The following is an 18972-nucleotide window of genomic DNA, read 5'->3' on the forward strand; positions in this document are numbered from 1 at the left end:
CGATGATGCCCAAGTCCCCGGCCGCCTTCGGTGGCGGCCCCGGCGGTCGTGGCCCCGGTGGCCCCGGTGCCGGTCGTGCCGGCGCGCCGGGGCGCGGGGGGCCCGGGGCCGGGCGGCCCGGGGGGCCCCGGCGCGGGGGGGGCGGCGGGGGCGGCCGGGGCGGCGGGCGCCTCGGCAGCAGCAGGGGCCGTCGAGGCCGGGGCCTCGGCAGCCGGGGCAGGCTTCTTCGCGGCCGGCTTCGGGGCCGGCGCGGGGGCTGCGGCGGGCGCGGGCGCAGCCGGGGCCGAGGACTGCTCGGCCTTCAGCTTCTCGCCGTACTCCTTGCGGAAACGCATCTCCGCCGGCAGCTCGATGGTCGAGCTCGCCGACTTGACGAACTCCCCCATCTCCTTGAACTTCTCGAGAACGAACTTGCTCTCGACGTCGAACTCCTTGGCGAGCTCGTGAACTCGGGTCTTGGCCACGCTTCTCCTTCTGGCCTCGAGACCCGCGAGCTCGGAAGTCCGGGGGTGTTGCTCGAGACCGTTAGTGGTTGTGCAAACTCATCGGGAAGTACTCATCGAGTGCTCATGAGCTGCTGCTCCAGTTTCTGTCGGTCGGTGGTGATGGATCGTGGTGCTGTACGTCGTGCTGTGCATCGCGCTCGGCGAGGTGTAGCGCCAGCGGCTCGGTGGACAGTCCCGCCCCGCCTGCGGTGAACCGCAGAGCACGGGCGAAGGCCTTCCTCCGCACCGCGAGCTCGTAGCACTCGGTCGTGGGGTGCAGGTGCGCCCCTCGGCCAGGTGCGGTGCCGCGTGGATCGGGCGAGACGGCTGGTCGGCCGTCCGCGTCCGAGCCGACGGTCACCCGCAACAACTCGCGCTTGGCGGCTCGCCCCCGGCATCCGACGCAGGTCCGGACCGGCCCCAGCGGGGTCGCGGTGTCCGGGCATGCCGAAGATGTCTGTTGGCGGGCCACTGCTCCTCCACCTTACCCGCAACCGGGGTGCTAGTCCGAACCGGGCGCGGCGTCGGTGGCCGACCTTAGGGTTCAACCGTGACTTTCTCGGACCGATTCCCGGGGCCCGGGCTCGACCGCGACAGGTGGTTGCCGCACTACCTGCCCGCGTGGAGCTCGCGCGCCGCGTCCGCCGCCGCCCACCGCGTCGGCCCCGAGGGCCTGGTGCTCGAGCTCCCCGTCGATCACCCGGTGTGGTGCGCCGGCGACCACGAGCCGCCGATCCGGGTCTCGGGCCTGCAGTCCGGCAGCTTCTCCGGCCCGGTCGGCAGCACGCTCGGGCAGCAGCCGTTCCGCGCCGGTCAGGTCGTGCGGGAGGAGCAGCCGCGCTTCGAGGGCCGGCTGCTGGCAGCGCCGGCGGAGGCCGCGATCCGCTGCCGGATGACGCTGTCGCCCCGCTCGATGGCGTCGCTGTGGCTGGTCGGGTTCGAGGACCGCCCCGAGCGGAGCGGCGAGATCTGCGTCTTCGAGGTCTTCGGACGCTCCCTGCGCACCGGACCGGACGGCGCCAGCGCCGAGGTCGGCCACGGGTTCCACGCCTTCCGCGACCCCGACCTGGCCGAGGACTTCGCCGCGCCCCGGCTGCCCCTCGACGTCTCCGCGTGGCACACCTACGCGGCCCGGTGGGACGGCGACGAGGCCGTCTTCAGCGTCGACGACCAGGAGGTACGCCGGTGCCCGCGGCCCCCGACGTACCCCCTCCAGCTGATGCTGGCCGTCTTCGACTTCCCCGCGTGGTCGGCCGGTGACGACGACCACCTGGTCCCGCGACTCGAGGTGCGCGAGGTCTCAGGCCGCGGGTGACGAGCCGAGGGTGACCGTGGCCTCCTGGGTCGTGCCGTCGGCGTCGAGCCAGGTGAGCGTGACCTCGTCGCCCGGCTCCAGGTCGGCCAGCACCTCGCTCAGCGCGTCCAGGTCGGCGACCGTCGTACCGTCGACGGACCGCAGGGTCGCGCCGGCCTCGATGCCGGCGTCGGCGGCGGCGGTGCCGGCCGCCACCGAGCCGACCTGGAGGCTCTGGTCCACGCCGACCCCCAGGTACGCCGACGCACCGATCCGCACCGTCCCGGACTCCTCGCCGGACTCGACCTGCGCGACGACGGCCAACGCGTCCTCGATCGGCACCGCGTAGCTCTCCGCGACCCGGGTGCTGCTGGAGGCAGCGGTGGTGATGCCCACCACCTCGCCCTCGTCGTCGAGCAGCGCGCCGCCGGAGTAGCCGCCCACGACGTAGGCGTCGGTCTGGATCAGCCCGGTCAGGTCCTCGCCCTCGATGCCCTGCTCGGCCGCGGTGGTGATCGACTCCCCGAGGGACGTCACGGCGCCCGTCGAGGCGGACAGGTAGCCCTGCCCCTCGGCGTTGCCCACGGCCGTGACGGCCTCGTCGACGCTCACCCCGTCGTCGTCCAGGTCGACGACCGCGAGGTCCTCGGCCCCGTCGAGCTGCAGCACGGCGACGTCCGACTCGGGGTCGGCGCCCAGCACCTCGGCCTGGTAGGTCGCCCCGGTCGTCGCCACCGTGACGCTGACCGCGGTCGCGCCCTCGACGACGTGGTAGTTGGTGACCACGACCCCGGACGCGTCCAGCACCAGTCCGGTGCCGGCGGCCTCGCCGGCCGCGGTGACCGTCTCGATCAGGACCAAGCCGGTCGACTGGGCGTCGGTCGCGTCGGTCTCCGTGTCGGTGGTCCCACCCACCGCCGCCTCGTCGTCACCGGACGGCCCGCCACCGGCGGCGCTCCAGTCCGGCCGCGAGCCGCTGCCGGGAAGCGGCCACGTCTCGGTCGTCGTCGTGGTCGCGCCGCTCGCGGTGGGCGAGACGGTCGGCTCGGCCGCCACCACCCGCCACGTCAGTGGTACGGCGACCGCCGCGGCGAGCACGCCGCCGGCCAGGCCGCCCGCCACGACCGAGCGCCAGCGGCGCCGGGCGGGAGCGGCAGGAGCGGTCGCGGGGACCGGAGCGGGAGCGGGGGTCTCGGGAGTCGTGGTGTCCATGGGGACACCTCACGTCGGGGACCTGCGGGATCTCGGTGTGCTGGCTGTGCGGGGACTGAGTCTGATCGCGAGACCAGGGTCGGTCTCGCGCGCCGGCTTCGGTCCCTTCAATACGACGCTCGTCCCTCACGTCACTCGGGACACCGCCTCAGCCGTCGCTGGCCGTCTCATCGTCCGAGCGGATGTCGATGCGCCATCCGGTCAGCCGCGCGGCGAGCCGGGCGTTCTGGCCCTCCTTGCCGATGGCCAGGGAGAGCTGGAAGTCGGGCACCACGACGCGCGCGGAACGCGCGGCCAGGTCGATTACCTCGACCGAGTGCACCCGGGCCGGGGACAGCGCGTGCGCGACCAGCTCGGCGGGGTCGTCGGACCAGTCGACGATGTCGATCTTCTCGCCGTGCAGCTCGGCCATCACGTTGCGGACCCGCTGGCCCATCGGGCCGATGCAGGCGCCCTTGGCGTTCACCCCGGAGGTCGTCGACTTCACCGCGATCTTGGTGCGGTGACCGGCCTCGCGGGCGATCGCGGCGATCTCGACCGTGCCATCGGCGATCTCGGGGACCTCCAGCGCGAAGAGCTTCTTGACCAGGCTCGGGTGGGAGCGCGACAGGGTGATCTGGGGTCCGCGCATGCCCTTGCGGACCGAGACCACCAGGCACTTGATGCGGGTGCCGTGGGAGTAGTTCTCGCCGGGGACCCGCTCGCTGACCGGCAGCAGCGCCTCGAGCTTGCCGAGGTCGACCATCACGTCGTCGGGGTTGCGACCCTGCTGGATCACGCCCGAGATGATGTCGCCCTCCTTGCCGGAGAACTCGCCGAAGCGGATGTCGTCCTCGGCGTCACGCAGCCGCTGCAGCATGATCTGCTTCGCCGTGGTGGCGGCGATCCGGCCGAAGCCCTGCGGCGTGTCGTCGTACTCGTCGCCGACGTGGTTGCCCTCGTCGTCGGTCTCGCGCACCAGCACGGACACGTGCCCGCTCTTGCGGTCGAGGACGACGCGCGCGGTCTCCTGCGCGCCCGGCGTCTTGTGGTACGCCGTCAGCAGGGCCTGCTCGATGGCCTCGACGAGCACCTCGAAGGAGATCTCCTTCTCGCGCTCCAGCATCCGCAGGATGCTCAGGTCGATGTCCATCAGTCAGTCTCCTCGGTGGCACGGTTGAACTCGATCTGGACCAGGGCCTTGCTGACCTCGGCGTAGGGCACCACGCGCTCGCTGCCGTCGACGTCGAGGGTCACGGCACCGGCCGGGTCCTCCTCGGACGACCGGATCCGGCCGACCAGGTCCGAGCCGTCGGTGAGCACGACCCGCGCGAGACGGTCGGCGTTGCGGCGCCAGTGGCGCGGGAGGGTGAGCGGGCGGTCGACGCCCCGGGAGGTCACCTCGAGCGTGTAGGGGTGCTCCCCCATCACGTCGGAGGCCTCCAGGACCCGGTCGACCTCGCGGGTCGCCTCGGCGACGTCGTCGAGGGTGACCCCGCCGTCCTTGTCGACGGCGACGCGCAGCACGCGACGCTTGCCGGCCGGGGTGATCTCGACCGCCTCGACATCGAGCTCGAGCGCCTTCAGGGGGTCGGCGAGCTCTGCCTCGATCCGGTCCCTGATGGTGTCCTGGCTGGGCCTGCTCACGGCTGCGCGACCTCCCTGTTCTGTTGTCTGGTGCCTGTCCTGGTCGCCCACCCTAGCCTCTGCGCGACGTGGTGACATCTCGGCGGATAGGGTCGCGCCGTGCCGCGTCGTCCCCCCTCCGTCACCCGTCGTACGACGGTCGGCGCGACCCTCGTCGGCCTGGCCGGGCTGGGGGTGCTCAGCGGCTGTGACCTGGACGACCTCGACCCCCGCTCGGACCCCGCGGACCCGGACGACCCGGCCGTCTCGGCTCCCCCGCAGGACGCCGACACCGTCCTCGTCGCGAGCGTCGTCGCCGACCTGACGGCCACCCTCGCGGCGGTCCAGGCGCTGCCGGCGACCGACCGAGCCGGCTTCCGGCCGCTGGTCCGCCTCCACCGGCGACACCTCGCCGAGCTGGACGCACCCGCGGAGGAGCCGACCATCCCGTCGGCCTCCCCGACCACCGCGCCCGTCGCCGCCGCCGAGGTCGTGCGCCAGGAGCAGCGCCTGCAGCGCCGGTTGGTCACCGCGGCCGTCGCCGCCGAGAGTGGCGATCTCGCCCGGGTCCTGGGCTCGATGTCCGCCGCCGTCGCTCAGCAGCTGGCGGTCCGGTGAGCGACGTCGAGGTCCTGCAGACCGTGCTCGCCGCCGAGCACGCGGCCGTCTACGTCGTCGGAGCCCTCGGTGCTCAGACCTCCGCCTCGGCCCAGCCGGCCCTGTACGGCGCTCTGCGCGACGCCTACGTCGCCCACCGCGACCGTCGCGACGAGCTGGTGGACCGGCTGCTGCGGCTCGACGCGGCCCCGGTCCCGGCCGCGGCCGCCTACGAGCTGCCGGCCGACCTCGGGACGGTCGCGGCGGTCACGGCCCGGGCCCGCGAGCTGGAGACCGGCTGCGCCGCGACGTACGGGTTCCTGGTCGGCAGCACGAGCGGTGCGCTGCGCCGGTGGGGCGTCGGGGCACTGACCGACGCCGCCGTGCGGGGGCTGGCCTTCGGGGCCGACCCCGAGCCCCTGCCCGGCACCTGAGCGGTCCGGACATACATCAGCGGCCCGGTGCTGGTCGGTTGCGGGGAACTCCCGAGATGCTCCCCGGTTCTGGAACAGAACTCTTCTAACGCTCCGTGTCGCCGCTGATGAGCGCCAGGAACCCTCGGTTTCCCTCGCTCAATCTCGATAAGTAGGACACGTTAGGACACACCGTGTCCTAACTCGTGACCTCGTGTCCACGCACCCATCGCTGCCAAGCACCCGGCTCACCCCACTGGGCGGCATCGGAGTCCTGGAGAGGCTCCGGGCTCACAACCCGAACCTCGATCTCAAGGATGAGTCGCTTCGTTGCGATGTCGTCGTCCGCGACCGGGCGGAAGTGTGATTCGGTGACCTTCTGATGGCACCGGTGGCACAGCAGCCGCAGGTTCTCGAAGTCGGGGCTCGACCCGTCGATGTGGTCGATCTCTTCGCCGGGCTCGCCGCAGTGGACACAGAGCCCACCGTCGCGTTCCCAGACCTCGGCTCGCCGGTCGTCAGACAACCGACGACCCTGTTGGTCGTAGCCAGTGGCACTCAGGGCGAACGCCATCTTGGTACGCACGGCCTCAAGGACGTCCTCGGGTGGGCTGTCGCCGAACCGCTCGGCGACGCTGCGTCGGTAGCGGACGGTGTCGGCGATCTCCTTGCAGCGGATCGAGCAGAACGCCTTGAGCCGGTGATGAGAAACGTGGACTTCGCAGTTGGCGCACTCGAAGGTCCGGTCAACCTTCGGGTTCGGAACATAGCGCGTGGGTTTGCGCGGTGACCTACTGCGCGGCTTCGGCTCGGGGCGCGACTGCTCGACGACGGAGAAGGTGAAGGCAGCACGCTCCATATATAGAGAGTGCCCTCCCCCGATGCTGCGGCGCAGCGCTTCAGTTAGACCCGGCGGTCCCCGGTCGTGCTCAAATCACGCCGATAGCCGCCTGCATGACTATCCCCTCCCCCTCCGCGACGGACGTGTCGCCGGTCGTCCTGCCCGCCTCGACCCTGCCCAACGGCCGAGTCCGACTCTCAGTCCAGCAAGCCGCCGACGTGCTCGGAATGGGCAAGAGCACCCTGGAGCGGCACATCAACGAAGGTGTCATTCAGAGCCGCAAGATCGGTGGCCAGCGGTTCATGCTCTGGCCCGACGACATCGACGCGGTACTCGACGCGGCCCTGCAACCAGCGTCCCGCAAGTCCAAGTAAGAACGAATAAGAAAGAGTAAGAAGGGCCCGGCACCACCCCCTCGGGGTGCCGGGTCCTCCTGGTCTCCGCAGCGCCTGCCCTTCACGCGCGAACCGTGCCGTGTCGTCAGTCAGACGCCCTCACCGGGGATGAGAATGAGGTCAGGCCGCCTGCGCCTGACGGGCTAGGGTCCGAGCCTGGGGCCCCCGTCGCACACCACGGTCGACGCGTGGGAGTCGGGGCACGACGCCGCCAGGAGCCCAGGCTTCGATGGTCTGAGGAAGCCAGTAGGGAGTGGCACCGAGGCGACCGTCGGCCTCAGGCATGCGGCCCTGAGAGAGGCGGCCTCGCAGGTTCTCGTGGGAGAGCCCGGTCAGAGCAGCGATATTCGCATAGGTCAACACGCTGTTTTCCATCGCAATCATGTCGTTTCTCTAACGGGTCGCAACACGTATCGGCATCGCCTTGGCCTATCTGAACCCTAGACGCAGCCACCGACAGAACGGGACCCGAACGAATCCTGAAAAATATCCTCACGCGCCGTACATTCTTCGATTCGGTGAGCCGATATGGAGAACACAGGCCGGACAGGTCATCCCCCGACTCCCCCGGCACCCCCTCTTGAAAGGCAAAACCATGCACGAGATCTGTGCACACGGCCTCCCCATGACACCCGGCACACTCCACGGCGACCACTGCACACCACTATCCGTCTACAACGCCGAGATGGGCTGGTGACTCGACGATGACTCAGCAGATCGAAATCAGCCACGACACGGCTATCCGAATCGACGAAAACGGCACCCTGTTCCTCGTCGATATGACCGATGCGCACGTGGACGCCGACACAGGTACCTACTCCTACATGGAGACACCCGTCGATGCCGACTTCGCCGCTCCGGCGATGAATGCAGCCTCGCCTGGCCTCGCCCGCCAGGTCCTCATTCCTGCTGCCCGCGACATCGAGACGGCTCGCGCAGGCTCACTCGTCGGTTTCAGGGCTGCCCTCAACACGCTTCACGCCGTCACCGAGATCATCGCGAAGGAGCAGGGACGATGAGTTGGGCAGAAGATGTCCTTTTTCGGTGGATCGAGGTCGATGACGAGAATCTCGGAATGCTGTGGACCGGCGCTGCGGAGCCGGACTTCTCCGGCGAGCCCGAGATTACGTTCCCGCGAGAATGGGCTCCGGAGATTCTCGCAGTGGTGCAGCCTCACAGGCCAGAAGACATCGACCGAAACGGGACTGTCTGGGAAGAGGACTGCGACTGTCTTCCGGTCGGTCACGACGACTACGTCGACTCGGATTCAGAGGGGCACCTGGACTGGCTGTGCATCGGCAACCGTGACGGTCACCCGATTCTCACGTGGCAGGGATGCCAAGCCCCATTCTCGGCCCGTGCCGCCATCCGTGACGCCGACCTTCTCACCTTGCAGATCTTCGCGGCGGCAGTCATACAGGCTGCGTAACCCGCCCAAACAGAGCGGCCCCCACCAGGAGTCAACTGGTGGGGGCTGTGGCGCTTTCCGGGGAATCGAGGACCCATCCAGCACTGCTCTCTGCGAACTCTATCGGCACCACCCACTGATGACTTGAGGTCTTCCTTGTGCGCGAGCCTGCCGATTCACAGAAAAACTACCCCCTCGGCCTCAAGGTGTTCATCACGAGCACCGAAGTGAATTCCCGGAGCACCTACTCCACCCGGCTAGTCACCGGGCAAACGCCCCAGAATCGAGATTCGCGCATGTCTGCACTGCCGTTCCCTGAGACACCTTTCGACCCGTCCGCAGCCGACGAGGATGACCTTCGGGCCATTCGTCGCGCTATCCACGCCCAGACAGTCTGGGTTGATAGGACGCTCGCTGCAGGTCACCTGCACCCCATGAACGCGCTCAAGGCGGTCGCTGGCCTGAGCCGCCGCGACAACACCACCAAGTCCCTGGTGTGGCGCAGCGCGGAGATCTCCGCACGCTGCGGCACAACATCCGCCAAGAACGGCATGCAGGTGCTGGATGCACTCGCCAAAGCAGGAGTAGTCGCGGCGTACAGCCAGTCGAACGCCGGTGCCCCCTACGACGTGACTTTCACCGACCCGGGCTATCGCCAGCGCCTCGAGATCCCCCAAGCGGCCCTCTGGGTCTACAAGTGGGTCCACGGGGCTGTTCAAGGCCCCCGCTACGGCGGTCGGGACACCGCCCAAGTGCTGCGGTGGCTTCTCGCGGTCGCCGCTGCTGCCGACTTCGAGCCTGGAAATCTGCGCTTCACTCACGACAGTGGCGCAGCGGACATCTGCGCTCGTTCTGGTCTCAGCCGGGAAGCCTACGAGCGGTGCTGGTCGGTGGTGCGCCGAGTCTGCAAGGAGAACCCGTGGATCACCTGGGAAGAGCAGTATTGGGAGGACGGTGGCGGCCAGGCCCCCTACATCATCACGGTCGATTGGACACTGCTCCCGGCATTGCTGGACCCGCCGGTAAGGGCTCGTGTGCTTCGCCGGAAGGTGAGCCTCATTAAGAAGACCCAGGTACTATCCACAGGTAGGGGGGTGGCACTTTCCGCAGGTACCCCGGTGACACTTTCGGTAGGTACAGGTGAACAGTTTTCGCGGAAGCCTTTTTATAAGGAAGCCAGTTCTTCAGAAGAGTTCTATTCCTCCAGTGCTGCCCTCCCACCCCCGGCGAGTAAGTCCAACGCAGCCGACGCCACGGCGGGGAGGGCCAATAGAGCCGAAGCAACCGTCGAAGAAATTCGCCTCCAGGACATTCTCTCCAAGGGCCTCGACAGTCAGCATGCAGGAGACGCAAGCACGGACAACTCGACGGCCGACTTCGAGTCCTGGGTTCACACCCTCGTCGCGGCGCTCGTGGACCGCAGCACCGCGAACCGTTTCCCGCTTCGACGCACTGACGTGCCCGAGGTCGCAGCCCTGGTTAAAGAGCAGTACGAAACAGGCTGGCAAGCCACCCTCCTCGCCGCGAACCTCACCAGTCGGCACTCGCCGACTATGGACGCAGTGGGTGCGCTGCGCTGGCGCATCGAGCACGACCTGACCGACATCGTGAACTTCGTGCCCGGGACAGCGTCCAAGAAGGCAGCAGCCGAGGAGAAGGCGTACCGCGCCCTCACGGGTGGACGGGACGCGGTAAGGTACACGCAGCGCGAGATGTAACCGCCAGGGGTGCGGACAGCGGCCTGACTGTCCGCACCCCTGGGCATGTCAGTCGTCGATGTCTCGGTGAAAGACTTCGATGACCCCGAGGTCGCAAAGCGAGTCGAGGAGATCCTCCTCCCCGCCGAGGCCCGGGTCGATGACCCAGACGTGCTTTCCTCGGGGCATCGGCCGGTCCAAGTAGCCTGTCGAAACGATCAGGAGCGGGACGGCGGCGGTCCACCAAGGCTCCCCGAAAAGGTCTTCATCGAGGCCTGCGGGCTGCTCGTGGCGGGGGCTGAGCAGCATCTCCTTCTCGGAATCGCGGAGACGGTCCCAGTCGCCGGTCTGCTGAGCAGCGTGAATGACCTCGGTCTGCACCTTGACGGAGATGCTAATGGCTGTACGGATGCGCTGGACGAGCCGCTCCTGCTCGCTGACGGCCTCGAGGTAGGCGTCGGGGTTGCCGGTGAGGACGGCGACGAGTTCCTCGACATCGTCAGCCCAGCACCACTTCCATCCGCCCCCGAAACGCATGGCAAGGGGCCACGGTTCGCCGGTCTGCGCGTTGAGAGGTGCGGTGGGTGCGGGCTCGTGCTCGCAGGAATTGCGGGTCAGTGCAAAGGCCACGGCTGGTCCTCCCGGTCGACGGACGGGGAGCCTAGAGGCGAGCACCGACAACTCGGTCGGGCTACGGTGACGGGTATGGACGAAGGAGAGCACGCAACCGGCCTGGGGCGGCTCGTCGACGCCCTGGTCACTGTCCACGGCATGCCGTCTGATGAGGCTCTCGAGCATGCTCGTCGGGTGGTGCATGAAGCGGTCACGGAAGACGGCGCACTGCCCGACCAGGAGCCACCGCAAGCCTGACCCCTTACGCCGATGCATATAGGGCCCTTACGCGACACGCGAGACGCGGTTCCGACCCTGACGTTGACGCGGGCGTAAGCCCTCCCCGCAGCATTGACGAGGCGTTTTCGCAGGTCAGGTCCCTTACGTGACCAATTCCCCGCATGCGGTTTAGTCGGCGATTAAACGTGGGGGGTGCCAGGGCGGCGTTCACGGTGATGGCGAATCTTGCGAGGGCCTGGTCGGGAGTCGCGAGCCCACAAATCCACATCTGGGGCCACTCACGCATTGAGCCGTTAGTGACGAAGCATGAGCACTTCTGCCCGCCTCTCGGTGGACTTGGACCGCAAAGTGCACCTGGCACTCCGCCGCGCCGCCCTCGACGCCGAAACTGACGTCTCGACAATCGTTCGAACCCTGCTCGGGCGATATCTCGCTGACCCAACCATTCTCGTCTCGGTCCCGGCTGTTCAGGTCAATCCAGTTCGTCCTGGCCTGCCTACCGCACCGCCCAACCGGGGTGCGTGATGGGTGTCCGTGTCACAGGGATGAGCAAGCCCAAACGGCTCCCTGGAAACCGTCCGGCGGTTAGCCCGTGGCCGACACGACTGATGATGCTGTGGGCAGGAGGCGGTGTCCTCTGCTGCCTCTCACGAGGCAGCGTCGAGGGCGTCATCGCGGCAATTCCGATGGTGCTCCTGGCGGTGCTGTGGATGGTGAGCAGCAGCGATGCCTAGGACCTTCACTGCCCGCTTCCCTGGGAGGTGCGGGACGTGCCGTCAGCCCATCTCCCGGGGCGACCGGGTAGCGAGCGGGACCTCGGGGGTAGTGCACGACCACTGCCTCCGGGTACTACCCGCAGCCGCCGCCCCTTCGGTGTGCTGGGACTGCCACCGGGAGCGGGAGTCTGATGGCTCCTGCGGGTGTAGGGACTGACGCGGGTGTCTACAGATGTGGACGGGGCGACCGGGTCGACCCCTTCCCTGCCCGCAGCCCAATCAGGCAGGTCATTGAGCGGGTTCCCCCTCGAGGGGGTCGACTCTCTCATTGACCCTGCCCCGCCCCTCGCTGGGGTTGAGGTGCTCCCCCTACCCGCGCGGGACCTACTGCCTGGGATGCAGATTATCGTGGAAGGCGGGCTTGTCCCCCTGGCGTCTGTGCGGCGGGGGCGCAGGAAGTCGGGTGTACCCGCTGTCCTCGTCACCTTAGAGGACTTCCATCTACCAGGGGACGAGGGAACTACCCACCGGGTAGCGGGTATGTCCCTCACCTTCGACGCCGATGACGTCATCGGCGTAGTCCCCCGGACGGGGCTCTCTTCTGAGCCGACTACCCCCTCCCGCAGCACCAGAGGGAGGGGGTAGTCGGCACGCCCGGACCACACCTCAGAAAAACGCCGAAAAGATTTTCTAACGCGGCGTTAAGTCGCCTGGAATCACTCCGATAACAACATTACCCCCGCCGAGTGGTCAGCACCCTCCACCTCCCGGAGGAGACCAATCCACACACCCCCACAGAAAGCCTTGGAAACCATGCTGCCAACAACAACTGCACCAGAGGGCGTAGACGCGCTACGCGAACTCCTCAACGCACAACCCATCCAAGAGACCAGCGAACAGTGGCTCGGAACTCCCACACCACACGGTGTCATTCTCGCGAACACAGCCGCCAAGGACGACAGCGGCCGAGGCCTCGAACTCTGGGTCGAATTCGTGCGCGCTATCAAGCACTGCCCCCGGAAACCCGACACCGGGCTCTTGCACGGAAACCAACTGCGCGTCTACTGCGCAGACCTTTTCGGTATCGACGACAAGCAACGACTAGCCTCCTTCTACACGCCCGCCGAACGAGCCGGTCTCATCCGCCGAGTAGACGAAGAGCAAAACAACCAGCCTGGCCAGGGCCGAAAGGTCGCCGGAATCTTCGAAGTCAACGAAGCCCTAGTCAACGCAGCCATCCATGAGCCCGAGCGATTCGCCCCCAAGGCAGTTCTTCCCCACATTCCGAAGAAGCGCCTGTCTGACACGGTCCGCGCGAGACCACGCCCCGTGTGCCGGTCACCCCGGACTACAACGAGTCCGAAGGAGCGCTGTTCTGATGAGCACGATCACCACTGAGCGCTTCCTGGGGGCACTCTCGGGCGCGGACCTCGCCATCGCCGCCGCCCACAAAGAGCACGTCACAGGGCTCTCACTGCACTGGGCCCAAGCACTTGCTGACACCTGCGACATCGTCGACGCGACCACATCCGCGACCGAGGTCGTGCAGGTCGCCCGCGAGGCCGCCGCCGCGCTTGCCTCGGACATTCTCGATGGCCGCGAGCACCACGCAGAGGACCTTCAGTGGGCTGACGCCGACGAATGCACGGACGACTACTGCCCCTACTGCTACCGCCTAGACCTCGACGAGGTGCGCGCGGCCCTCCTCGCCATCCTCGACACCGCTCGCACCACGTGCTCGACCTGCGACGGCCGGTTCGACGAGGCCCTGCGATGTGCCTGCGACGACTGACCACCATCCACTCGGCCCCACACCACGCGCACAGAGAGCCCACGACCATGAAGCGCACCATCGCCGCCCTCGCCACCACCATCGTCGTCACCATCAGCCTGCTGACGTCCTCGACGCCCACGGTCGCGGCATCTGCTGCGCCTGCTGTCGAGCCGTGCAGCATGGACACCAGCCTGCTCCCCGCAGCCACCCGCGCTCGCTTCAGCGACGCGACTCTGGACCGCATCCGGGCCGACGCACTCGCCTACATGACCGCGTTCACAGCGGGTCACGCCGGTGCACCTAGCCACCTGCCATGGAGTCCCGGGGTGACCCAGCACGGGCTCACCTACGCCCCATGGGAGACGACCTGGATGACGGAAGCCCGGCAAACCGGTCAGCAGGTCAACCTGACGCTCCTGACCTGCGAACGCATCATCTTCGCTGGCCTCGAAAGGGAGTCCGCTGCTGGGGAGGCCTACGTGAGCATTCACCCGAGACTGATGGCCGACACGGGCACGTACCGGAGCGTCGTCCTCCCCCGCATGCAGTACCGAGTCATCCCCGCTGCCACCAGCCAGGGGTACGCGGTCACCGCCGACGCCACGCTCTGGCAGCCCGGTCAAACCATCGCCCCCTGACCCGCCTCACCCCCTGTCAGACCAACGGTGCGGGGCTGACGCCGTTCGAGCCTCACCATGGCTTCCCCGAAGTCCCGATGCCCCGACTGCTGCGAGCCCGTGGGTGACTGCTGCTGCGACCTCGACGACTAGATTCCAGTCGTGGAATCGTCAGCCGTCTTTATCAAAGACCCGCCAATTCAACCCCCACCGGCCTGGGCCTGGCACCTGATGGACCTCTGGCGCGTTCCAATGCCTTCCCTGGGCAAGGGGGCGTCGATCAGCATCATGGTGTGCCCTGGGTGCGGGACTTGGCAGGTTGAAAACGAGCACGCCTTCTCACACGGCCTGCTCGTGACGCTCCAGACGCTCGACGCAGTAGACAACCTCATCCACGACCACCGAACCGAGTGCCCCGGACTGGACATGCTGCTCGGTCTCGCCGGGCTCACCCGCGAGGAAGACCACCAGCCCATCTAGCCACCCCGCAGCACGCCGATAACGCGTGCATGACCGAGGACTCCTTGCTCGCTGCCCACTCCGGGCTCATCGCTAAGACTGCCGCCTGCCTTCACCGCACTTGCGGTCATCACATCGAGCACGACGACCTCCTGCAGGAGGTGAGCATCTGCTTCCTCGAAGCGGATGCTCCTGGGACCCGACAGGTGGGGCCGCTCTCGCTAGCCATGCCCAGACTCGCATGCGAGGCCGAGTCCTCGACGAACTCCGCCGACAAGACCCTGCTGGCCGCCACCAACGCGACCGCATCAACGCCATCGCACGAGGCGAGACCAATGGATTGACCGTGGAGCAGGTCAGGGAGGCGCACGCAGTCGCCCAGCGGTCCCTTCCGGCCTTCACTCTCGACGGGCCAGCACCTGGCCAGACGGAGGCGAACGTGACCCTCGGGGCACTCCTCGAAGCCGCCGAGCGGCCGGTCGACGAGCAGGTCGAAGAAGACCTGGCGAACCGGGCACTCCAGGAAGCCATCGCTGGCCTCTAAGACCGCCACCGGGACGGTCCTGGCGCTCTACTACGAGCACGAACTCACCCACAAGCGCCATCGGGCTAGCGCTCGGCCTCTCGACACCTACGAGCAGCACCTCGACGAAGTCGCGGACCGTCCAAACGCGGCGGCTGCTGCGCAGGCCATCACGGCGCACGCCCTCGAATGCACGCCCTTCGCGGCTGTCGTCGCGATGGCCCCCTGACCTCACGTCAGGTCGACGCTCCACCCGTGTTGTCCCGCTCCGCCTGGTCATCGTGCAGCCCAGGGATGGACTCCAGTGCCTCGAAGACGTCGTCTGCTGGCGCGAACCCGCCCGTCGGGACATCCTGTTGGCCCCTGAAGGTCCTGAATACGGCGTCCTTCGAAACGCCTGAGACCACGACGCTGTGCTGGACACGGTTGGGCCCGTCGGGGGCCGCATGCCGCTCAACCGGCTGCCCATCGACTAGTTCGTCTGGCACGTCGAGTTGCAACACATAACCCCATGCGCCGCCCTCCGGGATATCGACCGGTTCACCGGTCCGCTTCTCCAAGTCGGTGATGTCCGGCGGCATCCACACCGCATCAGGGAGCGCCTCCACCTCCTCCGGAGTTAGAGCCTTCGCCTGCTCTAGAACAGAGGCACGCGTCCTCGCGATGAGGGTGTTCACGACGACAAGGAGTTCGGTCGCGAGGTCTGTCAGCAGCCGGAAGGTCGCAGGCGCGCTTGTCTGTTTGAAGACGCCTTCGTTGATGCCCCACACGCTGAAGTCCGGCCGGACCACGATGCTGGCGATGCCCGTCTCGTAGGGCGAAACGGCGTGCGCCAGGTGCTTATCCCGCGTCCGCATGAGCAGCCGGTGGACGTTCGCTGCGGCGTCCGCGTTGACCCCCGCTGCCTGACGGACATGCTTCACGTCGAGGCGCGTGCGGACCCCGCCCTCGAAGCACCTCGCATAGGTGATGAGCGCGGACGTCGTCAGCGCATAGAGCATCGTCCTGCCCCGGGCATCCAGGTGCACCGCGTTGTCCGGATTGCCCCCGATAAGCAGCGACCCCTCACGACAGAGGTCCAAGACGACGTTCAGGTCCTCCTTGACGCCCGCCAACCCGACCAAACGGGCCGCGCCACGCAGATGATTGCCGCTCTTGCAATCGAAGACAGGCATAGGGAGACGGTAGGCCGTTCGACGGTCCTACGCGGGCACTTAGGCTGCCCACGTGAGCGAGCCCAGCCCCTGGATCCTGAGGATAATGGTCGCGGCTGAGGACCTTGAAGACGGACACGACGCCTATCTATGCCCCGGCTGCGAGTCCTGGCAGGTGGAATACACCTATGACCCAGCCGACCATCCCGGCGATGGCGGCTTCGCGATGATGGTCTTCATGGGCACGGTGGAGACCGCTGAAGCCCTCGCTCGGGCCCATCGGGCTGAGTGCCCGCCGTTCGACCTGCTGGCTGGCCTCCGAGGCGTCCCGCTCGACGTCTGAGGGACACTGGCATGGTGCCCGCGTTCTTCCCACCCGGCGGTGGGTTGCTGCTCGCTCTGATGGACCAGCCAAAGGCTCCGGCTGGTTGCCAGGTTTTCCGGTGCCCCGGATGCGGCAGTTGGACGGTCGAGTACGACGACCGGCTCCCCACGGACATGGATTCCGACCCGCGCTTCGACGCGGCCTTCGAGGACTACGAGGAACTCGTTCGGTCGGCTGACGCACTCGCCACGGAGCACCGTGCCGAGTGCCCACCATGGGACATGGTCGTCGGGCTCTCAGCCGCTCCATGAGGGCGAACGACGGGACGGGCACCAAGGGACATCCGGTGCCGGAGCATGTGTGGATGTCGCCGGACGGGTGTTGGCATGAGCGGAGTCCTGGGGTGCTGCTGGACTGGCGGCAGCGAGGGGGCGGCTGGGAGGCGCTGGTCTTCTGGGGCTCGGGCGGCGGCAACGTGTCCGTGTCCGCGTGGCAGGCCTGGCTCCCGGCTGAACAGGAACGCCCCGCGACTAGCGCTCGCCGCGCTCCCGCAGCAGGTCCTCCGACGAGACGCCTGACTGAACCCGGTCCATGGCCTCGAAGTCGAAGGTTGTGCTCGCGGGCCGGTCTAGCGCCGGTGGGTGGTGCACGATGAGGTTTCCGTCCTCGTCGGCCTCCGAGTACGACTCCCCAGCCGCTCTGAAGGCCCGCTCGTAGTTGAGCGACGCCCTCAGTGCGGCCTCACGCTCACGCTGAACAGCCAGGCCCTCCGGGTCATGTCGCAAACCATTGAGACTAGGCCTCGGCCGTCCAACCAGCCAGGGCCACTGGAGGACTGAGCAGAGCGACCACGGGCGCGTCGCCGACGCCCTCAGGCCTGGCTGCTTCGCGGGCAGCAAACCAACTCCAGAGTCCTCACTGAGTTACGCATGGATTGCGTGGCCTCATCGACGACGAACTCCTCAACCGAGGCCTCGGTCTATGGGGTCGACGTGAGGAACTTTGCTGCGTCGCATTAGCGCCTCGCTGATGACCCAAGTTGAGTCGGCAGTGTGCCGACCACACTTCAATGTGGTTGAGGTAGACACACGTCGAGTGCACGAGCGCCTCGCGCTGGGCGGGGACTGTGAGCGCTGAGCCCAGTTCGCTGTGGGCACGTCAAGTGGCTCCCGATCGCACGGTTCCGCTGATCTACCGTCGTGGAACCCGAGGAGGTGAGCCCACCCGTGTACCGACCGAACCGCCGAGAAGAAGCCATCGCGCACCATCACATGGTCACCGCCATGGCATTGGCCGACACCAAGGCGCTGGACCTGCAAGCCGCCGAGATGCAGGAGCGTCAACGAATCAAGGGCAACGAACTCATGGACGTGGCCTTCAACCGTCAAGAGCGGACCGAGATGCGAGCGGCCGAAGCCGACTGGCGCTCGACCTTGTACCGCACCAACCATCCGCCTACCCAGCAAGGAGCCGCGTCATGAGCAGCATCGAGCCCGTCCGCCGAACGGCCACTCCCAGTACCTCGCCCATGCCGCTGTCGCGGGCATGGCGCGAAGAGCGCCAGGCGGTCGCGAACTTCGTGTCGAAGGAGATCGCGCACCGTGACGCCGTCGCCGACGTACAGCGCACCGGGGAGATCAACCAGGAGCGCGCGACGGCTGCGGGCAACCTCGTGGCTCGCAACGCCCAGATCGTTGACCGGCTCGGCCAGTTCCGTGAGCAGGTCTTCGCCGAGTCCGGTGACTCGCTGCGCAGCAAGGACGTCGACGACATTGTCGCCCAGGGAGTCCAGCAGATGGCCGCCCTGCAGGCACGCAGCATCCAGCGCCTGGGCTGAAACCACGGCGGGTCTGGGACACGGGCTCATTCGGTGGCCCAGACCCGCCTCACAGCATCGCCCCCAGTCGAAGTCGTTCAGTCGCGAAGGAGAGTTGGCATGTCACACCTGTCACCCGGGTCCGCCGGAGGAAACGACTGCGACCTCAACATCGACACCAACCTTGACATCGGTACGGGACTGAACCTCGGACTCGACGACCGCGAAGGTCCCGCGCGGCGCAAAGGACAGGAAGCAGCCGTGGATCGCGACGCACTCGACGAGTCCTTCGCTATGGCTCGGACCGTTGCCGAAGCAATGACCGGGGCTGCACTGATCGACGCAACTGTCCGAGCCGACATACGGCGAACGGTCCTCGATGACCACGCGCGCTACAGCCCTCTCGAGGACTTGCCGCCTGTTGTTGTCGCGCCGAGTGTTGCAGGGCCACCATCGGTGCGGCCTGCGCCGTCACGCCGCGACCGGTTCAACTCGCGGACCCGGGAGGCTGTGGACCGGCTGACTGACGCCCAGTTGGCCCGCCTGCGCGCAGTACGGGACATCCAGACCAACCGGTGACCATCCTCGACCTATCTCAGAACCCAACCCACTTCGGAGGCTGGGAACGATGGAAGAGCAGGAGACTCCCATGGGTCAGCCAACCCCACCCGAACAGCCGGACCAAGCAGCAGAGACCCCGGAGGTAACCGCGAGAGGCAAGGGTTACAGCGGTCGCTCCGTGACGATGCGCTCCACGACTCCGCGTGCGTCTACCTCACGTCTCGCGGT

General features: G+C 67.6%; 23 protein-coding genes. 15 read left to right on the plus strand and 8 right to left on the minus strand.

What is annotated here, in order from left to right; all coding sequences use genetic code 11:
* The coding region (locus V7S47_RS20795; protein WP_336563358.1) for a translation initiation factor IF-2 N-terminal domain-containing protein at positions 1 to 464 on the minus strand (464 nt) is incomplete at its 3' end.
* Positions 465 to 567: 103 nt separating this feature from the next.
* Positions 568 to 957: a YlxR family protein gene (locus V7S47_RS20800; protein ID WP_336563359.1), complete on the minus strand. Its 390-nt coding sequence runs from the start codon at positions 955 to 957 to the stop codon at positions 568 to 570.
* A gap of 78 nt (positions 958 to 1035) precedes the next feature.
* On the opposite strand from V7S47_RS20800, the gene V7S47_RS20805 reads away from it, so the two are divergent.
* Positions 1036 to 1800, plus strand: a complete 765-nt coding sequence (locus V7S47_RS20805) for a glycoside hydrolase family 16 protein (RefSeq protein WP_336563360.1) — start codon at positions 1036 to 1038, stop codon at positions 1798 to 1800.
* Here the strand turns inward: V7S47_RS20805 and V7S47_RS20810 are convergent.
* From V7S47_RS20810 to rimP, 3 genes are all read right to left on the minus strand, one after another.
* Positions 1786 to 2991 (minus strand): S1C family serine protease, encoded by a 1206-nt coding sequence (locus tag V7S47_RS20810; RefSeq protein ID WP_336563361.1) that lies wholly within the window; start codon positions 2989 to 2991, stop codon positions 1786 to 1788. The two genes, V7S47_RS20805 and V7S47_RS20810, sit on opposite strands and share 15 nt — an antisense overlap.
* A gap of 148 nt (positions 2992 to 3139) precedes the next feature.
* Complete coding sequence (gene nusA / locus V7S47_RS20815; protein WP_090852588.1) at positions 3140 to 4123, minus strand: transcription termination factor NusA; 984 nt, start codon at positions 4121 to 4123, stop codon at positions 3140 to 3142.
* Complete coding sequence (gene rimP, locus V7S47_RS20820; protein ID WP_336563362.1) at positions 4123 to 4617, minus strand: ribosome maturation factor RimP; 495 nt, start codon at positions 4615 to 4617, stop codon at positions 4123 to 4125. The genes nusA and rimP overlap by 1 nt, the downstream gene beginning before the upstream one ends.
* A 99-nt stretch (positions 4618 to 4716) precedes the next feature.
* Here rimP and V7S47_RS20825 point away from each other — a divergent pair, with 99 nt between their 5' ends.
* Positions 4717 to 5214 carry a hypothetical protein gene (locus tag V7S47_RS20825; RefSeq protein ID WP_336563363.1) on the plus strand — a complete coding sequence of 166 codons (498 nt, stop codon included), beginning with the start codon at positions 4717 to 4719 and terminating at the stop codon, positions 5212 to 5214.
* Positions 5211 to 5627 (plus strand): DUF4439 domain-containing protein, encoded by a 417-nt coding sequence (locus V7S47_RS20830; protein ID WP_336563364.1) that lies wholly within the window; start codon positions 5211 to 5213, stop codon positions 5625 to 5627. Before V7S47_RS20825 ends, V7S47_RS20830 begins: the two co-directional genes overlap by 4 nt.
* Positions 5628 to 5805: 178 nt before the next feature.
* On the opposite strand, the gene V7S47_RS20835 is transcribed toward V7S47_RS20830, so the two are convergent.
* The gene (locus V7S47_RS20835) at positions 5806 to 6465 is read right to left on the minus strand and encodes an HNH endonuclease (protein WP_336563365.1); all 660 of its coding nucleotides are present in this window, start codon (positions 6463 to 6465) and stop codon (positions 5806 to 5808) included.
* A 95-nt stretch (positions 6466 to 6560) separates the two neighbouring features.
* Here V7S47_RS20835 and V7S47_RS20840 point away from each other — a divergent pair, with 95 nt between their 5' ends.
* The 4 genes from V7S47_RS20840 to V7S47_RS20855 all read left to right on the plus strand — a co-directional run bounded on the left by V7S47_RS20840 (position 6561) and on the right by V7S47_RS20855 (position 9968).
* Positions 6561 to 6821 carry a helix-turn-helix domain-containing protein gene (locus tag V7S47_RS20840; protein ID WP_336563366.1) on the plus strand — a complete coding sequence of 87 codons (261 nt, stop codon included), beginning with the start codon at positions 6561 to 6563 and terminating at the stop codon, positions 6819 to 6821.
* Between the two features lie 725 nt (positions 6822 to 7546).
* Positions 7547 to 7861 carry a hypothetical protein gene (locus V7S47_RS20845; protein ID WP_336563367.1) on the plus strand — a complete coding sequence of 105 codons (315 nt, stop codon included), beginning with the start codon at positions 7547 to 7549 and terminating at the stop codon, positions 7859 to 7861.
* Entirely contained in the window at positions 7858 to 8271 is a 414-nt protein-coding gene (locus tag V7S47_RS20850; protein ID WP_336563368.1) for a hypothetical protein, read from the plus strand. The genes V7S47_RS20845 and V7S47_RS20850 overlap by 4 nt, the downstream gene beginning before the upstream one ends.
* A gap of 137 nt (positions 8272 to 8408) precedes the next feature.
* Positions 8409 to 9968 (plus strand): hypothetical protein, encoded by a 1560-nt coding sequence (locus tag V7S47_RS20855; protein WP_336563369.1) that lies wholly within the window; start codon positions 8409 to 8411, stop codon positions 9966 to 9968.
* Positions 9969 to 10016: 48 nt separating this feature from the next.
* Here the strand turns inward: V7S47_RS20855 and V7S47_RS20860 are convergent, their stop codons facing one another.
* A complete protein-coding gene (locus V7S47_RS20860; RefSeq protein ID WP_336563370.1) occupies positions 10017 to 10577 on the minus strand; it encodes a hypothetical protein in 561 nt (186 codons plus the stop codon).
* 75 nt (positions 10578 to 10652) lie between these two features.
* Here V7S47_RS20860 and V7S47_RS20865 point away from each other — a divergent pair, with 75 nt between their 5' ends.
* The 4 genes from V7S47_RS20865 to V7S47_RS20880 all read left to right on the plus strand — a co-directional run bounded on the left by V7S47_RS20865 (position 10653) and on the right by V7S47_RS20880 (position 14386).
* Positions 10653 to 10817, plus strand: coding sequence for a hypothetical protein (locus tag V7S47_RS20865; protein ID WP_336563371.1), 165 nt, complete (start codon positions 10653 to 10655; stop codon positions 10815 to 10817).
* A 2076-nt stretch (positions 10818 to 12893) separates the two neighbouring features.
* Positions 12894 to 13307 carry a hypothetical protein gene (locus tag V7S47_RS20870; RefSeq protein ID WP_336563372.1) on the plus strand — a complete coding sequence of 138 codons (414 nt, stop codon included), beginning with the start codon at positions 12894 to 12896 and terminating at the stop codon, positions 13305 to 13307.
* Positions 13308 to 13354: 47 nt separating this feature from the next.
* Positions 13355 to 13927, plus strand: a complete 573-nt coding sequence (locus tag V7S47_RS20875) for a hypothetical protein (RefSeq protein WP_336563373.1) — start codon at positions 13355 to 13357, stop codon at positions 13925 to 13927.
* 141 nt (positions 13928 to 14068) lie between these two features.
* Positions 14069 to 14386, plus strand: a complete 318-nt coding sequence (locus tag V7S47_RS20880) for a hypothetical protein (protein WP_336563374.1) — start codon at positions 14069 to 14071, stop codon at positions 14384 to 14386.
* Positions 14387 to 15124: 738 nt separating this feature from the next.
* Here the strand turns inward: V7S47_RS20880 and V7S47_RS20885 are convergent.
* Positions 15125 to 16063 carry a hypothetical protein gene (locus V7S47_RS20885; RefSeq protein ID WP_336563375.1) on the minus strand — a complete coding sequence of 313 codons (939 nt, stop codon included), beginning with the start codon at positions 16061 to 16063 and terminating at the stop codon, positions 15125 to 15127.
* Between the two features lie 52 nt (positions 16064 to 16115).
* On the opposite strand from V7S47_RS20885, the gene V7S47_RS20890 reads away from it, so the two are divergent.
* From V7S47_RS20890 to V7S47_RS20905, 4 genes are all read left to right on the plus strand, one after another.
* Positions 16116 to 16385, plus strand: coding sequence for a hypothetical protein (locus V7S47_RS20890; RefSeq protein WP_336563376.1), 270 nt, complete (start codon positions 16116 to 16118; stop codon positions 16383 to 16385).
* Between the two features lie 1208 nt (positions 16386 to 17593).
* A complete protein-coding gene (locus tag V7S47_RS20895) occupies positions 17594 to 17848 on the plus strand; it encodes a hypothetical protein (RefSeq protein ID WP_336563377.1) in 255 nt (84 codons plus the stop codon).
* A complete protein-coding gene (locus V7S47_RS20900) occupies positions 17845 to 18204 on the plus strand; it encodes a hypothetical protein (protein ID WP_336563378.1) in 360 nt (119 codons plus the stop codon). The genes V7S47_RS20895 and V7S47_RS20900 overlap by 4 nt, the downstream gene beginning before the upstream one ends.
* A 99-nt stretch (positions 18205 to 18303) precedes the next feature.
* Entirely contained in the window at positions 18304 to 18762 is a 459-nt protein-coding gene (locus V7S47_RS20905) for a hypothetical protein (RefSeq protein WP_336563379.1), read from the plus strand.
* Positions 18763 to 18972: the final 210 nt, after the last annotated feature.

This window comes from Nocardioides sp. CCNWLW216 (assembly GCF_037120545.1).
Lineage (GTDB): Bacteria > Actinomycetota > Actinomycetes > Propionibacteriales > Nocardioidaceae > Nocardioides > Nocardioides lianchengensis.

Excerpts from the sequence above, each read along its gene's own strand:
- V7S47_RS20835 (WP_336563365.1), bottom strand. The coding sequence starts at position 6,465 with ATGGAGCGTGCTGCCTTCACCTTCTCCGTCGTCGAGCAGTCGCGCCCC.
- V7S47_RS20885 (WP_336563375.1), bottom strand. The coding sequence starts at position 16,063 with ATGCCTGTCTTCGATTGCAAGAGCGGCAATCATCTGCGTGGCGCGGCC.
- V7S47_RS20840 (WP_336563366.1), top strand. The coding sequence starts at position 6,561 with ATGACTATCCCCTCCCCCTCCGCGACGGACGTGTCGCCGGTCGTCCTG.
- V7S47_RS20850 (WP_336563368.1), top strand. The coding sequence starts at position 7,858 with ATGAGTTGGGCAGAAGATGTCCTTTTTCGGTGGATCGAGGTCGATGAC.
- V7S47_RS20900 (WP_336563378.1), top strand. The coding sequence starts at position 17,845 with ATGAGCAGCATCGAGCCCGTCCGCCGAACGGCCACTCCCAGTACCTCG.
- V7S47_RS20905 (WP_336563379.1), top strand. The coding sequence starts at position 18,304 with ATGTCACACCTGTCACCCGGGTCCGCCGGAGGAAACGACTGCGACCTC.
- V7S47_RS20865 (WP_336563371.1), top strand. The coding sequence starts at position 10,653 with ATGGACGAAGGAGAGCACGCAACCGGCCTGGGGCGGCTCGTCGACGCC.
- V7S47_RS20870 (WP_336563372.1), top strand. The coding sequence starts at position 12,894 with ATGAGCACGATCACCACTGAGCGCTTCCTGGGGGCACTCTCGGGCGCG.
- V7S47_RS20875 (WP_336563373.1), top strand. The coding sequence starts at position 13,355 with ATGAAGCGCACCATCGCCGCCCTCGCCACCACCATCGTCGTCACCATC.
- V7S47_RS20845 (WP_336563367.1), top strand. The coding sequence starts at position 7,547 with ATGACTCAGCAGATCGAAATCAGCCACGACACGGCTATCCGAATCGAC.
- V7S47_RS20810 (WP_336563361.1), bottom strand. The coding sequence starts at position 2,991 with ATGGACACCACGACTCCCGAGACCCCCGCTCCCGCTCCGGTCCCCGCG.
- nusA (WP_090852588.1), bottom strand. The coding sequence starts at position 4,123 with ATGGACATCGACCTGAGCATCCTGCGGATGCTGGAGCGCGAGAAGGAG.